We start from the raw sequence: 17,677 nt of genomic DNA, 5'->3' as shown, positions 1-17,677 counted from the left end.
CCGAACATTACCCTTCCGAAGCGGAACACTATGCGGAACATGACGTCGAAAAATTAAGTAAGATTCGAAGGGCTGGAGCCGGGGGCCGACCGCGCTGTGCGGTCAGGTCTTGCCGGCCACGACGACTCCGCCACGGAACGGCGGGTCAGAACGGATGTGTGTACATGGCACCGCGAACCACAGGGGAGGCGTTCGCCGAGTTCGACGTCGCGCTGAACCTGGATCGGCGGGAACTGAAGCAGGCTCAAGGCCGCCACCAGGAGGTCACCGAGGTCTTGACGGAGGCGGGCATCGCTTCGTCGACCTTCCTGCAGGGCAGCTTCGCCCGCAAGACGATGCTCAAGCCGCTCAAGGACGTCGACATGATCGTCCTGCTGGCCGAGGATCACCGGCAGCGGTGGTTCGGCGCCGGCAAGGGCGGCCCGGCCGCCTCGATGGCCGCGATCCGCCAGGCGGTCGCCGCTCGTTGGCCCGACGCCCGTTTCGACGAGGACAAGCAGCCCGCCCACGCGCTGCAGGTCACGTTCGCGGACTGCACCTTCACGTTCGACCTGGTGCCGGCCTTCGAGGACGGCGACACCGAGGAGGGCGTGTTCATCGCCGACCGTGACCTCGACCGGTGGGAGTGGTCGAACACTCGCACCCTGCGGCGGGTGGTCCGTGAACGTAACCTGGCCACCGTCGGTGCCTTCGTGCACCAGGTCCGGATGGGCAAGTCGTTCAAGACCAACCAGCCCACGCTGGAGAAACTGTCTGGCCTGGTCATCGAGTCCCTGTGGTACGCGGCGATCACGACGAAGATGTCCCACGCCGCCGCCGCGGTCACCGCGCTCGACCACGCGGCCGAGGCGGTCATGGGCAAGGTGTACGACCCGACCGGCGTGGACGACCTCGCCAAGGACTGGACACCGGGCGAGCGGTTGCGGTTCAGCCAGACGTTCGGCCTCGCGGCCAAGCGGGGTCGCGAGGCGCGGCGGCTCGCCGCCGACGGCGACCATCAGGCCGCGATCGATATCTGGCACGCGGTGTTCGGCGAACCGTTCCACGCCCCGACCGTTCAGCCCGCCGCCCAGGCGTTGGCCGCTCTGAGCGCGGGCAGCATCACCTCCGCCGGCCGGGCCGTGACCTCACAGCGCGGTGCGCAGACCAACCGGCCGGCGAGGTCATGGCGTACCCGGTGACGGCGGTCCTGCAGGATCCCGCCGCGGCGGCCGATCACCTCCTGTGCCGCGCCGACGTGTTCGGCGTGGCGCAGGCCGCCGGCCTCACCACCGCGCTCGGCGGGGCTCGCCTCGAGCTGACCCTGCTACCGCTTCCCGCGTTAGCAGCCGACGGCTACCCGGTCGAGCGGATCCGGCTGGTCATCCTGCCGCCCGGCGACCAGGTGTACGCCTACCCGCGCTCGGGCAGCGACCGTCCCTTCAAGCACCGCAACCTGCAGCTCGGGGATCTCTGCCTGCAGTACGACCGCGACGATCCCGCGCTGCGGTGGCTGCCCGAAGATGGACTGGAGCCTCTGGTCACGCTCGTGCACCGGCATCTGATCTTCGAGGAGGCGTGGCGGCGCAGCGGCGATTGGCCGTGCGAGGATGCCCCCCACGGCGATGACCGGCATGCTCCACACCGGATCGCCACGACCGCGATGCGGAAGGAGATCGGCCGGTGGTCACGGACCTAACAACGCTCGTGCAGGCCGTGGATTCCGCCGCCGCCCAGCCGCCCACGATCACCATCGCCCTGGCCGTCCTCGGTTCCAGCGTGGTCGCCGGCCTGATCAGCGTCATCCTCGGCAACACCCGGGCGAATGCCACGGCACGCCGAGAACGCTACGCCCAAGCCGTGCGCACCCTCGTCGCCTGGGCCGAATACCCGTACCGCATCCGCCGCCGGACCAGCGACGACGCGGCCACCCTCACCGCCCTCGCCGACCGCGGCCACACTCTGCAGGAACAACTCGCCGAATCCCGCGCGTGGATCGCCGCCGAGAGCCGCGCCATGAGCGAGGTCTTCGACGCTTGCCTCGCCGACATCAACCCCCTGGTCGGCCCCGCTTGCGCGATCGCTTGGCAGCAGCCACCCATCACCAAGAGCGCCGAGATGCTGCTCGGCGACTTCGGCCCTCGCGGGATCAACGCCATCGTCGCGCGGATGGAGTGCGCGATCATCTACCGCTTCGGACTGCGCCGCCTGATGTGGCGCCGGTGGGTACTGCGCAGGCTCCGCCACCGGGCCTGCCTGCCCGTGACGCCCCGGACCACGGCCGAATAGGTCGCGACCAGGATGTCGCAGCCGGCATGCACAGCAGTGCGCACGGTTAGGCGATGATGCGTTGCCGAAGCCTCCGGGCGAAAACACGGCTGAGCCGCACACGGAGTCCGCTTCCGCTGGTGCGGTCGACAGGGCACTGGCTCACCGCGCGTGATGCGACAAGCCGTGCCGTGGAAGGAGCCCACCACCCCAATGGCCCTACACCCGGACGTCTCCCAGACCGCCACCTCAACTGCCCCCGACGGGCCGAGCCCACCTCGACCCCGGCCCCCCACAGGCACCGACGCGAGCGACGAGGCCGAACAGCGTCCGTCGTACCCGGAGGACGCCCGGACGGCGAAGTCTGCGGCAACAGATTGAGAGGGAGATCGCCTGGTGGCTTCCAAAACTAGGGCCTACTGATTAGGACTTGGCGAACGACGGTGTCCGCTCTCGACGGGGCGCTGGCTCATCGCGCGGGGTGCGACCAGCCGTGCCGGTAGAGGATGCCGACCATCCCGATGGCCCTACACCCGAACGTCTACCGCCTCCTTGCCTAGCCGCCGCCGACCGGTCGAGTTCGCCCGACCTCGGCCTGCGGCGTGCGCGAACGGTGGGCGCACGCTCAACCGAGCGCTTGCCGAACAGATGTAGGTGCGCGCGTAGCCGGTGGGGAGCGGTCATGGCTCGGTGTGGTCCGCCGACGGTGTGGCTGACGTTGGTGTGCCAACCGCTCTCCGCCCCACGCCCACGTCCTGCCGATCACGGACGAGAACACTGTCGCCGAGCCGAGCAGCCCTTCCGCAGAGGCCGCCTTGGTCGACGGCATTGACGCCCAGCCGTCGAGCCAAGTGTTCCGTCCCACTTCAGGGGGCGCACCACGTCGGCGTCGCCAACTCGACAGTTGTCAATCTTGGGCGGGGCGGACGTACGTCGCCCCGAAGGGGATGAAGTTCGCCAGGGCGCCGACAAGCAGCACCCGGCATACTGTTCCCACAACAGCTACTTGCAGACGTGTCCACCATAAATGCGGGGTAAGCGTGCTCTCTTCCATCGAGTCGCTAGCGCGACCTGCGCTCCCAAGGGAGCCGGCTGTCCTCATCGTAGCCGACAGCAGAAACGCCGCCAGCGAACTGTGCGATGCACTTTCTCAGGCAGGCATGGGAAAGGTAACGACGGCCACCTTCGCCCAAGCAAGAGAAACGACCGACTGGGCCTCTATTACCCTTGCCTTGATGCTCCCCGCAATCTCGAAGCATAGCTATTATCTCATTTCTAGGATCCGCAGGAGTTGGCTAGTATCAAGCGTTCCCGTGATTGTCATAGCTGGACACGAGGGCAGTACTGAAATCGTCGAAAACTTAAAGATGGGATTCGACGTCGCCATTCCCGCACCAGCCGATCCCAACGTAGTCGTTGAGTATGCAAAGTCTCTGCTTCGCCGCCGCGCAATACTCGTCGAACAGTCGCCGCTGACAGAGATGCCAGGAGCCTCGGTCTTTCGATCGGTCGTTGAAAACCACGTAGCGCGACGACGGGCTATCGCAATCTGCCGCATGGACATTGATCGGTTGAAGTCGGTCGTTGACAAGTACGGCTTTGCTCGGGGCAGCGCCGTAATCTCGGCGTTGGCGGAGGCCCTTGAGATGTCAGCATCGAAGACGCGCCCGCGACCGTTCGTCGCCCACGTAGGCGGTGATGACTTCCTCGTCCTGTGTCAGCCGCGCCTCATACAGGTAATCACCACCAGAGTTACCGTGCTCTTTGAGCGAGCGGCGGATGAAATCTACGACCCTGACGACTTGCGCCGCGGCTACGTCGAGCTTCTGAGTAGGAGGCAGGAAATGGTTCGCGCAGCTCTAGTGACCCTTTCGTCTGGCATCGTCGTGACAACCCGGCGCCGAAGAATCAGTTATGAGGACTTGATGCAGAAAGCAAACGAGATGCTAATCGTCGCCAAGTCCCAGCCAGGATCTTATGTGGCCCTAACGCGAAATCCAGGATAAGGCGGAGAGGTGCCGCGGCGTCTACGGCCGGTGGAGCCTAGAAGGCCAACGCGAACACGCCCGACAACTCAGCATGGCTGCAACGGAGACCGGCCGTCTACGGCCGGTGGAGCTAGTTGAACTCGTGACCCTCACGGGTCACCCCCCACAAGCTGCAACGGAGACCGGCCGTGCCATCTACGGCCGGTGGAGCACATTTAACGCGTGACTCGGATCGGTGCCTCGATGTAGCTGCAACGGAGGCCGACCGTCTGCGGCCGGTGGAGCTGTCGTGCTCAAAGAAGGCGAGCCGCTCAGCGTCTGGACGCTGCAACGGAGACCGGCCGTTTCCGGCCGGTGGAGCTCGGGCTGCGAGTGATCTACGGGTACGACATGGACAAGCTGCAACGGAGACCGGCATCTACGGCCGGTGGAGCACTGATTCCCATCGCGGGTGATCGCCTCGTTCACGGTGCTGCAACCGAGACCGGCCGTTTACGGCCGGTGGAGCACGTTGCTCTGCATCTGAAGCTTGAACGGGTCGGGGCTGCAACGGAGACCGGCCGTCTACGGCCGGTGGAGTAGTTCCCCGGCAATGACACGAGACGCGCCGCCGAAGTGCTGCAACGGAGACCGGCCCTACCTGGCCGGTGAAACGGTCAGGTAGCGCCGGTCTCCGCCCGTTGGAAGACCGACGGGCCGACCAAGACCATGCTCGGCGCCGAGCACCTGCAACGGAGACCGGTCGCCTCAGACCGGTGGGACTTAACCCGTGTCCACGCCGTACAGCGACTGCATGGACGAGCTGCAACCGAGACCGGCCGTCGTCTCCGACAGACGGAACGCTTCTCGACCAGCGTCCGTTCGTACTTTCACTGGCACCAGCCCATGCTGCAACGGAGACCGGCCGTCTCCAGGCCGGTGGAACTCCCACGCCGCCATCAGGATGAAGGCGATGCCACCGGCACTGCAACGGAGATCGGCCGTCCCCCGGCCGGTGGAGCAGGTCGCCGAGATGTACTGGGCGTCGGCCGGCCGCCCGGCTGCAACGGAGACCGGCCGTCTCCGGCCGGCCGGTGGAGCGGGCCGAGGTGTTCGACGATGTCGCCTACGAACCGCGAGCTGCAACGGAGACCGGCCGTCTCCGGCCGGTGGAGCCCTTCTTGAGCTCAGCAAATAGACAAACGTTAACTGACAGGGCTTGTTTTTGCTGCTATGCGTGTTCTGTCCTGGTTCTCTGGTTCGGAACCCCGCGCCTGCGGCGTGGTCGCGAACGGTTCCGAACCACAGAGCGACGCGGGTCTGCTGGTGGTGGCGCGCTTCAGTTGTCAAGGTCCGTGGCCAGTGGTGGGCGTCCGTGGGTGGCGAATCGCTGCTGGCGGGGGAGGTAACTGTAAGGGGCACCTCAGGCATCCCGAACCCGTCAAACTCCGCGATGTCAGCGCTGTCCGGGACGTTGCCAGATTAGCTCGGACTCTCCTTGACGACCGAAGCGGCATTGAGGCGGTGCGCTGCTTGGCCTGGTCGGCTTTGCGCGGGCGCATGGTGCGTGGGCTGGTTCTGCCTGGCGGTGGTCAGGTTGGTGGGCCCGGTTGTAGCTGGCTTTCGTCTGGATCCCGACAGTGTCACACCCTGGGTGTATGACGTGGAGTCGATGAGGCTGTCTCCCGATCGTCTGTTGGCCCGGCTCGATGAGTTCGGGTGGGCCGTGCTCCCGAGGTGGCTCGATGAGGAGTGTGTGTGACGTCTTTTGACGCGTTCTTCAAGTTGGCGTCCGGTGAGTTGCCGTACGGGTACCAGGCGCGGCTGGCGCACGATGGTCTTCCTGCAGTGGTTCAGGCGCCGACCGGAGCGGGGAAGACGGGCATCATCCTGGCGTGGCTCTGGCGGCGGCTGCACGGGCCTGATCCTGTCGGGACGCCGCGGAGGTTGGTCTTTGCGCTGCCGCAGCGGTCGTTGGTAGAGCAGGTGGCGCGGGAGACCGAGAGGTGGTTGGCGAACCTTGGGTTGTCCGAGACGGTTGCGTTGCATGTGGTGATGGGTGGGGCGGGGGAGTCTCAGCGGCGTTGGCGGTTGGAGATGGATCAGCCGGCGATTCTGATCGGTACGGTGGACTCGCTGGTCAGTAAGGCGCTCAACCGCGGTTATGGCATCTCTCGGGCCATCTACCCCATCGACTTCGCCCTGGTCGTCAACGGCGCTCAGTGGGTGATTGATGAGATCCAGTTGTGTCCGGAGTCGACGACGACGTTGCGGCAGCTCGCGGCGTTCACTCGTGCAAGTGTTGCGGGGTCGTGGCCGACGGCTGAGCCGACCGGCCTGACGTGTATGTCAGCCACTGTGTCCGCGAGTCTGCTCGACACGGTGGATAACCCGGTCCCGGTCGAGTCCGACGTGGTGCGCGTCGAGGCGGGCGACCGGGTGGGAAAGCTGGCTGTCAGGTTGGACGCGAGGCGCAGGGTTGCCCGGCTTCCGGTGGAGCCCGGCGACTACGCGTCGATCGCGGCGGCGGTGCTGCGGCGGCACCGGCCGGGCACCCTGACCCTGGTGGTGATGAACACGGTCGCTGCGGCACGCGGCGTGCACGTGGCCCTGCGGGGGGAGTCGGTGCCTCTCACGTTGTTGCATTCCCGGTTTCGGGGGGTGGAGCGGGAGCGCTTGGCAGAGGCGATCAGTGCGGAGCCTTCGGGCGCTGGTCATGTGGTGGTCGCTACCCAGGTGGTTGAGGCCGGTCTTGATCTTGATGCGGCGGTGTTGGTCACGGAGGCGGCTCCGTGGCCGTCGGTTGTGCAGCGGGCGGGGCGGTGTAACCGGCGGGGTCTGCTGACGGATGCGGAGCTGTGGTGGCTGCCGCCGGTCAAGCACCTGCCGTATGAGGAAGCGGATGTGCGCGCGAGCGTCGCCGAGCTGACGGTGCTGGACGGCGTTGCGGTGACGAGTGAGGATCTCCTCGCTCGCGATGTGCTCGTGACGGAGCCTGAGGTCACCGTTCTGCGCCGGGCGGATCTCCTCGCGTTGTTCGATACCGCACCGGATCTGACCGGGGCGGATCTGGATGTGGGCCCGTATGTGCGCGATGCTGACGATCTTGACGTGTTGCTCGCCTGGGCGGTGTGGGCGCCTACGGACGCGAGTGGGCGGCCGGCGGGGGAGGCGAAGGCGCCGGAGGCGAGGTGGCGTTGCCGGGTGCCCCTCGGTGAGTTGCGCGCTCTCGCGAAACGCGTCCCAGTGTGGCGTTTCAGCCAGGTGACGGGTCAGTGGACGCGGGTCAGTGATCGGCAGTCGGCCCGTCCGGGTGAGGTGCTGGTGGTCGCGGCGAGCGCGGGTGGTTATGACCCGGAGTCCGGGTTCGATCCGTCGGTGCGTCGGGCGGTGCCGGGTTGCCCCTCGCTGGACCCGGTGCCGGTGCCCGTGCCCGGGATCGGTATGGACCAGGCGGCCGGGGTGGAGGATGCGTATCAGCAGGATGATGCCAGCGTCGCGCAGCCGCAATGGGTGAGTCTGGAGCAGCACAGCACGGATGTACGCGCCCAAGCGCGGGCATTGATCGGCGGCATCAACCCGGCTCTCCCGGGACCGGTGTTGCATGCGGTCGCCGTCGCCGCCTACGCGCACGACGCGGGGAAGACTCATCCGGCCTGGCAGGACGCTCTGTGCGCCCTGGCGCCGCCGGATGAGCGTGAGCACGTTGAGGGTGGGCGTCCGTGGGCGAAGTCCGCGATCGCCGGCCGGCTGGTCTACTCGGGTGGGGTCACGAACTTCCGGCACGAGTTGGTGTCGTTGTTGCTGTTGGATGGTCCGTTACGTGGCCTGCTCGCCGACGTTGAGGATCCGGATCTGGTGCGGTACCTGGCGTTGGCTCATCACGGGAAGCTGCGGGTCCAGGTCCGCGGGCCGGATGACACCGACGACGACCGGCTGCTCGGGTTGAAACGCAACGAGGTGGTGCTGACCTCGGACCTGCTGGGGCAACCAGGGGGCACGCTGACGGTCGACCTGGATCAGTTCGGCCTTGGCGGTGCCCGGTCGTGGACCCGTACTGCTCTTGGTCTGCGGGATCGGTACGGGCCGTTCGTGCTGGCGTACTTGGAGACGTTGGTGCGGATCGCCGACTGGCGGGCCAGCGCGAACCCGGGAACAGCCGCATGACCCGGCACGTGTTGGCGGGGCTGCGTCCGACGCCGTTGAGCGCGTACCTCGCTGGTCTTGGCCTGTTTCGGGTGCTGGGTGAGCAGGCCGACCCGGAGGTGACCGCCTGCTGGACTGACGACGGTCTGGTGCTCGACACGACGGTGCCGGAGCTTGGCGGGTGGTTGGTGGATCGGTATGTGCCGACGCCGGTGCTGAGCCCGTGGAACGAGGGCAGCGGTTTCGGGGTGAAGGACAAGACCCCGAAACAGGCCCTCGATGCGTTGGTCGCGCATCCCTCACCTCGCCTCGACGCGTTCCGGGTAGCGGTGGTGACCGCCACGTGGGTGGGTGAGCGGTCTCGTTCGCAGGGTTGGACGAAGGAACGCACGATCCGCCAGTTCCGTAACCGGGCCCCGGACGCGTTGCTGCCGTGGATCGACGCCACGGTGGTCCTCGTCGGCGAGCAGAGTTACTTTCCGCCGCTGCTGGGCTCGGGTGGCAACGACGGCCGGTTGGAGTTCTCCACCTCCTTCCATCAACGGTTACTCGAGGTTCTCGGGGTCACGCCGGTGCAGGTCGACCGCTCTCGTGCCCTCGCCCAGGATCTGCTCACCGGTCAGGAGAGCGTGCCGCTGAGTCGGGCGTCCGCGGGTCAGTTTGACCCGCTGTCCACGGGTGGGCCGAACTCGTCGCCGTTCGGTGCGGCGGAGGCGATCGTGAACCCGTGGGCGTTCGTGCTCATGGTCGAGGGGGCGTTGTTCTTCGCCTCCACCGCCGTGCGCCGCCATCAGCATCAGGCCGGGCGGGCAGCGATCCCCTTCACGGTGGCCGCTACCCCCGACGGGTCGACGAGCGGCGCCGCCGGTGAGGTGAGCCGGGGTGAAATCTGGGCGCCGCTGTGGGAGCGGCCGTTCAGCCTGTCCGAGACCCGGCAACTGTTCTCCGACGCCCGCGCCGCCTGGCGTGGGCGGCCCGCCCGCCGGGCCGTCGAGTTTTACGCCGCCACCCGCAGCCTCGGCGTCGCACGCGGTGTCGACGCCTTCACCCGCTATGGTCTGCACCAACGTAACGGCCTCGCCCACGTCGCGGTGCCCCTGGACCGGGTGACGGTCGTGGACCGACCGGAGGTACGCCTCGCCGCCCGGTTGGAGGACTGGGTGTCCTGGGTACGCCGCGGTGCGGGCACCGGCTCGGTCGGGGAGAGGTTGCGCCGCTTCGACACCGCTTACCTCGCCTACGTGCGTGACGGCGGAGCGCTGCCGTTGGCCCGGCTCCTCGCCTCGGTGACCGACCTCGAACAGGCCGTCGGCCGCAGCGGACGCACCCGTGACGCCGTACCCGTGCGGACACCACCGTCAGCGGGCGAGTTCCTTGAGGTGCTCACGGCGGCCAGCCGCGCCGAATTACGGATCGCGGTGGGCATAGCCTCCGCCGCCACGGCGGCCCCACGGCAGGAGGCGCGGACCATGCGTCACCTGCTGCTGCCCGTCGACCCGCAACCGCGGTGGCGTGCCAGCCCGGTGGTGCCCGGGTTCGGACTGCGTCCGCTGCGCCATGTCCTGGCCGACGTGCTGCTGTGGCGCAGCCGCACCGCCGTGGACGAGCACAGCGAGCAGACGTTCCGCGGCTCGCCGACCTTCCGCCGCGGCGTACGGGTTCCCCCTCTCGACCTGCACGCCTTCGCTACACCCGGCCGCCTCGACGACGGCGCCCTGGACCTGTGGCTACGCGCGTGCCTCGCCCTGCGCTGGGACGGCGTCGAGCACACCTGGGCCGACCCCGACGAACCCGTGGTCCCGATCGCCACCCTCGGGCTCCTGCACCCCCTGGCCGACGGCGTGACACCCCCACGCCGCGCTCAGGGGGACGTGCCCCGGTGGGCGCTCAGCCCGGACTGGCCCGCCCGGCTCGCTGCCGGACAGATACCCGCCGTGCACGCCGAGGCCGTCCGCCGGCTCCGCCAAGCCGGCTGGGACGCGGTGCCGGCGCCGGCGCAGATCCCGATCGACGGCCACGCGCTCGCGGCGGCGTTGGTCCCGCGCTGCCGGCAACCCCAACGCATGCTGCGCCGCTACTTCGGCGCCCCGATCGCCTCCGACGAACCGCGCGAGACCGCGTATGCCCCCGAACTGCTCAAGGAGACGTTGTGACCAAACCCCGCACGGTGATCAAGGCTGACCTGCGTCCGCTCATGGGATCCCGTTTCCAACCCGCCGGGTTCCCCGACCTCGGCGCCGCGGAGTTCGACTCCACCGACGGGAGGGCGTTGCTGGTCGAGTCCACCCAGTCGATGGCGAACCGCCTGGAGGCGGCGACCTGGGACGACGCCCGCGCCGAGCAGCGCGATGAACTGTCCGGTCTGCCGTACGTGCGGGTCGTCGACGGCGACGGCGCGTTCCTGTCCTCCAGCCGGCTTGAGGCACATCGGTTGGCCTCCGCGTATGTCATGAACGGCGCGGTCGACGGCGTCAAGGGTGAGCAGTGGATGCGCGAGCGCCTGGGACTCACCGCCGGCCGACCGTTGGATCACCGGGCGGTGGCCCGCGCCTGCTTCGCGCTCGACCCGGTGTCCCTGATCCACGGCGTGTTCTTCGCCCGCAAGGGCTGGCCCTGGCAGCCCCGGATCGCTCGCGCGGTCACCAGCTTCATCGAGGCATACGACGTCCGGCCGGCGGTCAGCGGCGGGGTCAAACGCGACGTGGTGATCAACGAGGCGAAGGACGGCGCGACCGCCGAGGGGTACGGGACCGTGCCGCACCACCGGGTCGAGTACACCGCGAAGCAAATCACAGCGTACTTCTCGGTCGACCATGCACAACTGCGCTCCTACGGCCTGTCCGACTCCGCGACCGCGCTGCTGGAAGCACTCGTCGACTTCGAGATTGGCACCCTGCTCGACGGTGGACTCCGCCTCCGAACCGCCTGCGACCTGGAAGTCGTCGGCATTGAAGAGGAACGACCGGACACCGCCGAGGCCACCCGCCGCGTCGCCAAACTCGTTCAGGAGTGCGGCGACCAGCTCGGCCCCGTCACCACCGCCGTCTGGACCGGACGGGGCAAGGGATGACGATCACCCTCGCGGTCCGCTTCCCCCTCGGCCGCTACCACGCCACCGCCTGGGACCGCAGCGTCAACGAAGGAGCCGTCGAATGGCCACCATCACCATGGCGGCTACTCCGCGCGCTCGTCGCGACCTGGTACACCCGCTGGCCCGACCTCCCCGCCCCCACACTCGACGAACTCCTCCATACCCTCGGTGACCTGCCCATCTACCAAGCCCCACCCGCAGGCCCTGGCCACAGCCGCCACTACCTGCCCGACGCCGACCACATCACCGGCGTGACTGGGTCTACCGACCTCACCCTTGATCCGTACCTGTCCGTTCCGCGCGACCAAGACCTCTTCATCCAGTGGCCGGCGACCCTCACCGATGAGCAGCGGGACACCCTCGCGAAGCTCGTCGAGTTGATCCCCTACCTCGGCCGCGCCGACTCCGTCTGCGATGCCCGGCTCCTTGACACCAACCCTGAGCCCGACGACACCTGGTGGCGACCGACGGTGGCAGGGGCCGAAACCGTACGGCTACTCGCCCCAGCTGGACCGATCCGACGGGCAATCCTCGAAACGACAACCCTGGAAGTACGCAAGGGACGCCGCACCCTGCCCCCCGAGACACGCTGGGTCCGCTACACCCGTCAACCCGCCGAACCATCAGCACTCGCGAAAGAACGGGACGTCGACAGTGGTGTCACCGCGATCCGCTTCGCTGTCACGTCACGTGCACCGTTCAAGGCCACCCACGCTGTCCTGCTCGCCGACAGAGTCCACCAACTCGCGGCGACCAAAATCGACAGCAACCGGCCTATTCTGTTCGGGAAACGAGGCGCGGCAACGAACCATCAGCACGCCCACTGGATCCCCATCCCCACCGGAGCGCAAGCCGGCGCCACCGTGACCAGCTTCCTCGTCTGGGTACCCAGCGGACTCATGCTCGACGAAATCAGTCACCTCATCGGCATCCGCAACGCCTCCGGACGCCGCGGCGACCACCAGGTCAAAGGCCTCCCCGACGTCACGCTGATGTTGCAAGCCACCGGCAGCCTCCAGCAAGTAGCACCAGAGCTGTGCGGGCCCGCCCGCCGATGGCGCAGCCTCACCCCATACCTGCCCGTCCGATACCCGAAACGCCAAACCCTCGACCAATACATCACCGCCGACATCCGAACCGAACTCGGATACCGCAACCTGCCACCAGCAACCGTCACCCGCCTTAGCCCGGAGGAGGGTCTGTCCGACCGGTGGGCATTGACCTACCGCCGATACCGGCAAACCGAGAAACTCACCAACGCCCGCCGTGGACTCGGACTACGACTGGAGTTCGACCACGAGCAGCCGGGACCACTCCTCCTCGGTCAACTCAGTCACTTCGGATACGGCATGTTTCTACCGGAACATGGTTAGGTTCCACGAAGACCTTCCAATGGGCCGAAGGACGACAAGAAATCCGCTTGTCCTCGCCCTTGCGTAGCCTTCAATTAATACGGCAACCGCACTAGAACGTGTAACAACAAGCGAAGGCCGTGTTCTGAACAGGACGCCGCGCTTTTCGGGGATAGCTAGTGAAGCCCCGTTCACCTGCGGGTAGAGAGGGAGGGATTTCCGGCGTGTGGCATTGGTGCTCGCTCATGCTGTGGAGGTGATCTGTCGTCTTCGACCAGTGAAACCTGCTCGGCCGGCAGAAGGGCTGCCCGGATGGCAGCCGCTGCAACTGAGACCGGTCGTCTCCGACCGGTGAAACTGTCCGAACTGGTCAAGGCCCTCCAGCGGCGACTGCTGCAACGGAGGCCGGTCGTGTCGGACCGGTGAAGTCCTGGCCCGCGTCGGGAAGACCTACGCGAACGCGTGGCTGCAACGGAGACCGGTCGTATCGGACCGGTAGTATTTTGGGAATCGAGCGTATGGGTGAACGCTCACGCGGCTGGGTCTGTTTGTTATCCGCTATGCCGGGTCCGCCCTGGTTTGCTGGTACGTCCGCGCTTGTGGCGCGATCAAACACGGTCCCGAAGTCGTGGACGCGGCGCGCCTCTCGGGAGTGGCACGTTTAGTTGTCAAGGTCCGTGACCGGGAAGGGGCTGGCTATCAATGAATGGCGTAATGCTCCCATAGACGAGGTGTTCGACAAGCAGTACGACGACGACGCGGACCAGGAGGGCAGTGTCGGGCCTAGTTGGAGCAAATCAGGTAGTCAGTCTTCGAGAAGCCGCTCGTTCAACCCTTCCGGCCGATCGTCCCTGCCGGGCTAGAAGATCGGCTCCGTGACGCGGTAGGCGCGGGTCGGGTGGTCGAATTCCCTGCGCGGCGTCTTTCTGACGAGAACGACTTCCCGCGTCCGGGCTTGCTGGGACGCGACTTCCAGGACGGCCGCGCTTCCAGCCCTGGTGGTCCCCGCGAATCCCCGACGTACGAGGGCGACGAAGACCTCTCGAGGAAGGTATCGAGTGTTGCTGTAGGTGACCTCGAATCCGGTGCGGGGCCCGGTGCGTAGGCTTCCGTCGGCGATCGCGCGTTGGAGGTAGTCGGCAGGTACGTACATGCCCTTTAGGACGAATGGGTCACCGGGGGTGAAGTCCTCGTCACGGACGAACTTGAACCAGAACGGGCTGGGCACCATGCGCCAGTCACCCGAGTTGACTGGTTCGTTTAACCCGATATCCATCCGCTGCAGCTGCTCCTCAAGTTCCGCCTGGCCCGTGTGCGCCCATCGCTCGATGCCACTGTTTTGTCTAGCGGCGCGCCGGGTCATACGTTTGTATTGCACTAGTGTGAAGATCTGTTCGAGTTCGTCGTAGTAAATGAGGTCGACGCCTAGGGCCTTCTCGAGCGGTTTGCGGTTGACGTTGGTGATGGTCAACGTGAACTGGTCGTCGGTGAAGCGGGCGATGCTGGAGCTTCGCATCTGTAGTTGACCATGAGGGTCGAAGCGGCGCAGGTCCTCGGCGAGCAGGTCGTCTTCGTTGTCCGCCACGAACAACGGGTTGTCTGTAAGATACAGCGGATTCACTGTGGCGCCGAACGGCTCGCTGGGGCTGAGCCCGTCGCCTGGGGTGTACAAAAGGTCGTCGGGTGCCGACACGCCGGAGATATCAATCGCCAGTGAGACGGCGTCACGCTCTTCACGTAACCGAGCGGCGTGTGGCCCGGCCAGAGGCTCGCCGGCCTCACGCAGCGCGGCGATCCACTGCCCGACGGCGGGTGAGAGCTGCTGCAGCGCGCCGACAACGGCGGCACCGCCTTGCGGAGGCAGCCGTTTCGGCGCAAGGGGATGAGGCATCCGGCTCAGCAGATCGATTCGCCGCTTCACGTCCTGCGGCAGCGCGTCGTGCAGGCGCTTGACAGGCACCGGTTTGGGAAGACGGAACACCGGCGTGACCGACGTACGGTCCTTGCCGGTCGCAACCTGCTGCGAGCGACGGGCAACGCCGATGAGCACTACCGCGCCAGCATCACCAGTGTCGTTACCGACGCCACCGATGCCGAGCATGAGAGCGCCGGGACTCGGCCGGTTGTTCCGGTAGAACACGTCCGTAACCCGGGTCGAGACCCGCCGCTGATCCTCTTCAATCATGACCTCGTCGAGCGCCCATAAGATCACATCTCGTGCCGACATGCGGATAGCCTGCCAGCTATCTCTGCCCGAGACAGCCTCCGCGATCATCAAGTTTCAGCGGGTTCAGTTTTATTCTGCAGGCCTGCGGCAGGTGACGGCGATGCCGCAAGGCTGAACTAGCCGCGAATCGTGCTCGTTGGGTCGAATTTCGAGTACCAAGTAGAGCACCGGTCATTCCACGCCCGGCGTCGCACGGCTTTCAGCCTTAGTCGGGCAAATCGGGCAGACCCGCTAGCAATTCAGCAAGCGGTGCCCCGTGTACGTCCTCAGGGTCACCGTCCACCAGCGGCATGAGGCCACAGGACCGGAAAAAGGCCACTCGCTCCAGAACGTCGTCGTCGCTCTGGTCAGGCAACAGAGCGACGAAGGAACATCCCGCCATGACCGCCTGCTCGGCGAAGCAGCGCAGCAAAGCTGTCCCGACGCCCTTCCGCTGCGCCTCGGGGTGGACCCCAATCAGGTATATCCATGCCTGCGGCAGGGGATGGCCGGGCTGCTCGATGCGCTCGTCATACGTCGAATCGAAGCGACCCTCGACCAAGCCGAGAACCTCGTCCCCGTCGAGGGCCACCCAACTCGGCAGGGACGGTTCAGGGCCTCCCTCGGAGGCGTACTGGTAGTCCCAGCCTTCTTGGCCGTGGCCCATGCCGTAGAGGATGTCCGCCATCTGGTGGTAGTCACCGGGCTTGGACTCGCGTAGCAGCATGAAGCCAGGGTAGGCACGGCGCCCTACGGCTCACCAGTGCCCGACAGTTGCGGTACCTCCCCCTTGCTTCGGCGGGCCATCATTCGGGCGTGAACATCCAAGATATGAACCTTGCCGACTGGACGGCAGTGCTCCTCGCTCCCGTCACCGTCACCGGAGCGGTCGTCGCAGCTTTGGCGTGGCGAACCTCCGCTGGTGTGCGCCGTGACCAGGCCGACGCTGAGCAAAAGCGCCGGCACCGGGAGATGCGGCCAGAACTGCATCTGGCGCTCGACATGAAGTGGCCGCCGGAAGCTGGCTTGCTGGTGGTGAAGTTGATGGGCCCTCGAGACGTGGAGCGGTACGACCGGATCCGGGTTGAGGTCCGCGACGACGGTAAGAACCGGCAACCACGCCACGACGTGACCGCGGAGCAAATTCGCCTGCAGGTGTGGGGGCCGTTTCGGCTGCGTCCCGGTACCGACGGCGCAGACCATGATGGACGTGCCGCCGAGCAAGACGATCAGGCGGTCACCGACTCGTGGCTATTCACGGTCGAGCGCACAACCCCGCCGGCCTGGTATTCAGGTGGTGATTCGGCGTGGCGTAGTGACTACGCTGACGAGCCGCTGCGATTTCGGATTGAGGTCGGGTTGGGCGACCAGTCGTGGGTGGAAATGCAGGAGGTTCCGCAGCCCCAGCGCAGCGCCTACGAGGACGGCGGCCTGACGGTGGTGTGAACCTGCGTCCTGACCTGCGCCGCTTCCGTGCCCGCGAGTTGGACGTGTTGGTCGCCACCATCACCGTCGCGGCCAGAGTTAATCTTCCGGCCCGTGGGGTCGTCGTCCAGGACACCCAGCTCGGCTGGACCCCCTCAGTGGCCACGGTGTAGCGGCCGCACCGGCCGCACAGGTACCGGCGAGATCGAGGGCTACGCCTGCCTGATCGTGACGCGATCGCAGGACCGCTTTGGCAGCAACGTCTCGTCGAGGGCTACACCGTCACCTCCCAAATCCCGGCCACCCCGCCCGACCACCTGCTGGCCGAAGCCGTTCATCTTCGTCAGCGCCGCCAGCTTGACCACAGTTGGTCTGCTGGCGACGCTGCTGCGCGTCGTCGCCCCGGCGCGCACCCCAAACGTGCGCGGCCTGCTTCGGGCCCCTTTGCCCGTGAAGTCAACGAACCTGCAACGAAGACCGGCCGTATATACCCGATCGAACCGGCGGCCCGGTGCGTGGCGTTGGTACTCGCCAACGCTGCAACGGTGACCGGTGGTCTTCGACCGCCGAAACGCGTCGGCCGCAATCGCAAATGGCTGTCCCAGATCGAGCCGCAACGGAGACCAGTCGTCTCCGACCGGTGAACGAGCGCTCGACCATCCGCCGTTCCCACGGCCCGGCCATGCTGCAACGGGGATCGGTCGTCTCCGACCAGTGAAACGCAAGGCGTCGTGCAACGGAGGCCGGCCGTCTCCGTCCGGTGGAACTCGGTGCACCTTGCCCGTGAGCTGGCCCGGATCCGGGGGCTGCAACGGAGGCCGGCCTTTCCGACCGGTGGGACTGCTCGCGGACGAACTTGGCGCCGTACGGGACGACGAAGCTGCAACGGAGACCGGCCGTCTCCGACCGGTGGAACAGGTCCGCCCACCACGCCGAACCGCCGGCGGTGTCGCTACAACGGAGACCGGCTGTCTCCGACTGGTGGAACGACGCCATCTGGCGGATAGCCGCGTTCTGGAGCATGGAGGGCTGTCACGGAGGCCGGCCGTCTCCGACCGGTGGAACGACGCCGCCCTCACCGTCGGCGTCGGCGGTTCAGTCGCTGCAACGGAGACCGGCCGTCTCCGACCGGTGGAACGCTTCGTGACCTGGTCAAATAGATGAAAGCTTGCAACTGGTCTGATTTGTGCCCGCTAGGCCGGTTCCGCGCGGGTTTGCTGGTTCGGAACCCCGCGCTTGTGGC

Annotated in this window: 12 protein-coding genes; 9 read left to right on the top strand and 3 right to left on the bottom strand. The window is 66.8% G+C overall.

Annotation, left to right across the window (positions count from 1 at the left end; translation table 11 throughout):
* The first annotated feature begins 164 nt into the window (after window positions 1-164).
* The 8 genes from OG598_RS12120 to csb2 all read left to right on the top strand — a co-directional run bounded on the left by OG598_RS12120 (window position 165) and on the right by csb2 (window position 12,824).
* Window positions 165-1,181, top strand: coding sequence for a nucleotidyltransferase (locus tag OG598_RS12120; RefSeq protein ID WP_328654516.1), 1,017 nt, complete (start codon window positions 165-167; stop codon window positions 1,179-1,181).
* Window positions 1,178-1,678, top strand: a complete 501-nt coding sequence (locus tag OG598_RS12115) for a hypothetical protein (RefSeq protein ID WP_328654515.1) — start codon at window positions 1,178-1,180, stop codon at window positions 1,676-1,678. Before OG598_RS12120 ends, OG598_RS12115 begins: the two co-directional genes overlap by 4 nt.
* Window positions 1,663-2,268, top strand: coding sequence for a hypothetical protein (locus OG598_RS12110; RefSeq protein WP_328654514.1), 606 nt, complete (start codon window positions 1,663-1,665; stop codon window positions 2,266-2,268). Before OG598_RS12115 ends, OG598_RS12110 begins: the two co-directional genes overlap by 16 nt.
* 1,019 nt (window positions 2,269-3,287) lie before the next feature.
* Window positions 3,288-4,253, top strand: coding sequence for a diguanylate cyclase domain-containing protein (locus tag OG598_RS12105; RefSeq protein WP_328654513.1), 966 nt, complete (start codon window positions 3,288-3,290; stop codon window positions 4,251-4,253).
* A gap of 1,719 nt (window positions 4,254-5,972) precedes the next feature.
* A complete protein-coding gene (gene cas3g, locus OG598_RS12100; RefSeq protein WP_328654512.1) occupies window positions 5,973-8,381 on the top strand; it encodes a type I-G CRISPR-associated helicase/endonuclease Cas3g in 2,409 nt (802 codons plus the stop codon).
* The gene (cas8g1, locus tag OG598_RS12095; protein ID WP_328654511.1) at window positions 8,378-10,513 is read left to right on the top strand and encodes a type I-G CRISPR-associated protein Cas8g1/Csx17; all 2,136 of its coding nucleotides are present in this window, start codon (window positions 8,378-8,380) and stop codon (window positions 10,511-10,513) included. Before cas3g ends, cas8g1 begins: the two co-directional genes overlap by 4 nt.
* Window positions 10,510-11,430, top strand: coding sequence for a type I-G CRISPR-associated RAMP protein Csb1/Cas7g (gene cas7g, locus OG598_RS12090; RefSeq protein ID WP_328654510.1), 921 nt, complete (start codon window positions 10,510-10,512; stop codon window positions 11,428-11,430). Before cas8g1 ends, cas7g begins: the two co-directional genes overlap by 4 nt.
* Window positions 11,427-12,824, top strand: a complete 1,398-nt coding sequence (gene csb2, locus OG598_RS12085; RefSeq protein ID WP_328654509.1) for a type I-G CRISPR-associated protein Csb2 — start codon at window positions 11,427-11,429, stop codon at window positions 12,822-12,824. The genes cas7g and csb2 overlap by 4 nt, the downstream gene beginning before the upstream one ends.
* Window positions 12,825-13,662: 838 nt before the next feature.
* Here csb2 and OG598_RS12080 read toward each other — a convergent pair.
* Entirely contained in the window at window positions 13,663-15,030 is a 1,368-nt protein-coding gene (locus tag OG598_RS12080) for a hypothetical protein (RefSeq protein WP_328654508.1), read from the bottom strand.
* A 205-nt stretch (window positions 15,031-15,235) separates the two neighbouring features.
* Complete coding sequence (locus OG598_RS12075) at window positions 15,236-15,736, bottom strand: GNAT family N-acetyltransferase (protein WP_328654507.1); 501 nt, start codon at window positions 15,734-15,736, stop codon at window positions 15,236-15,238.
* Between the two features lie 89 nt (window positions 15,737-15,825).
* Between OG598_RS12075 and OG598_RS12070 the strand changes: the two genes are divergently transcribed.
* The gene (locus tag OG598_RS12070; RefSeq protein WP_328654506.1) at window positions 15,826-16,455 is read left to right on the top strand and encodes a hypothetical protein; all 630 of its coding nucleotides are present in this window, start codon (window positions 15,826-15,828) and stop codon (window positions 16,453-16,455) included.
* Window positions 16,456-16,646: 191 nt separating this feature from the next.
* Here the strand turns inward: OG598_RS12070 and OG598_RS12065 are convergent, their stop codons facing one another.
* The gene (locus tag OG598_RS12065; RefSeq protein ID WP_328654505.1) at window positions 16,647-16,799 is read right to left on the bottom strand and encodes a hypothetical protein; all 153 of its coding nucleotides are present in this window, start codon (window positions 16,797-16,799) and stop codon (window positions 16,647-16,649) included.
* Window positions 16,800-17,677: the final 878 nt, after the last annotated feature.

This window comes from Micromonospora sp. NBC_00330, assembly GCF_036136635.1.
GTDB lineage: Bacteria > Actinomycetota > Actinomycetes > Mycobacteriales > Micromonosporaceae > Micromonospora > Micromonospora salmantinae.
Note: the sequence above shows the minus strand (reverse complement) of the source record. Positions and strands in the feature narration are given on the sequence as shown.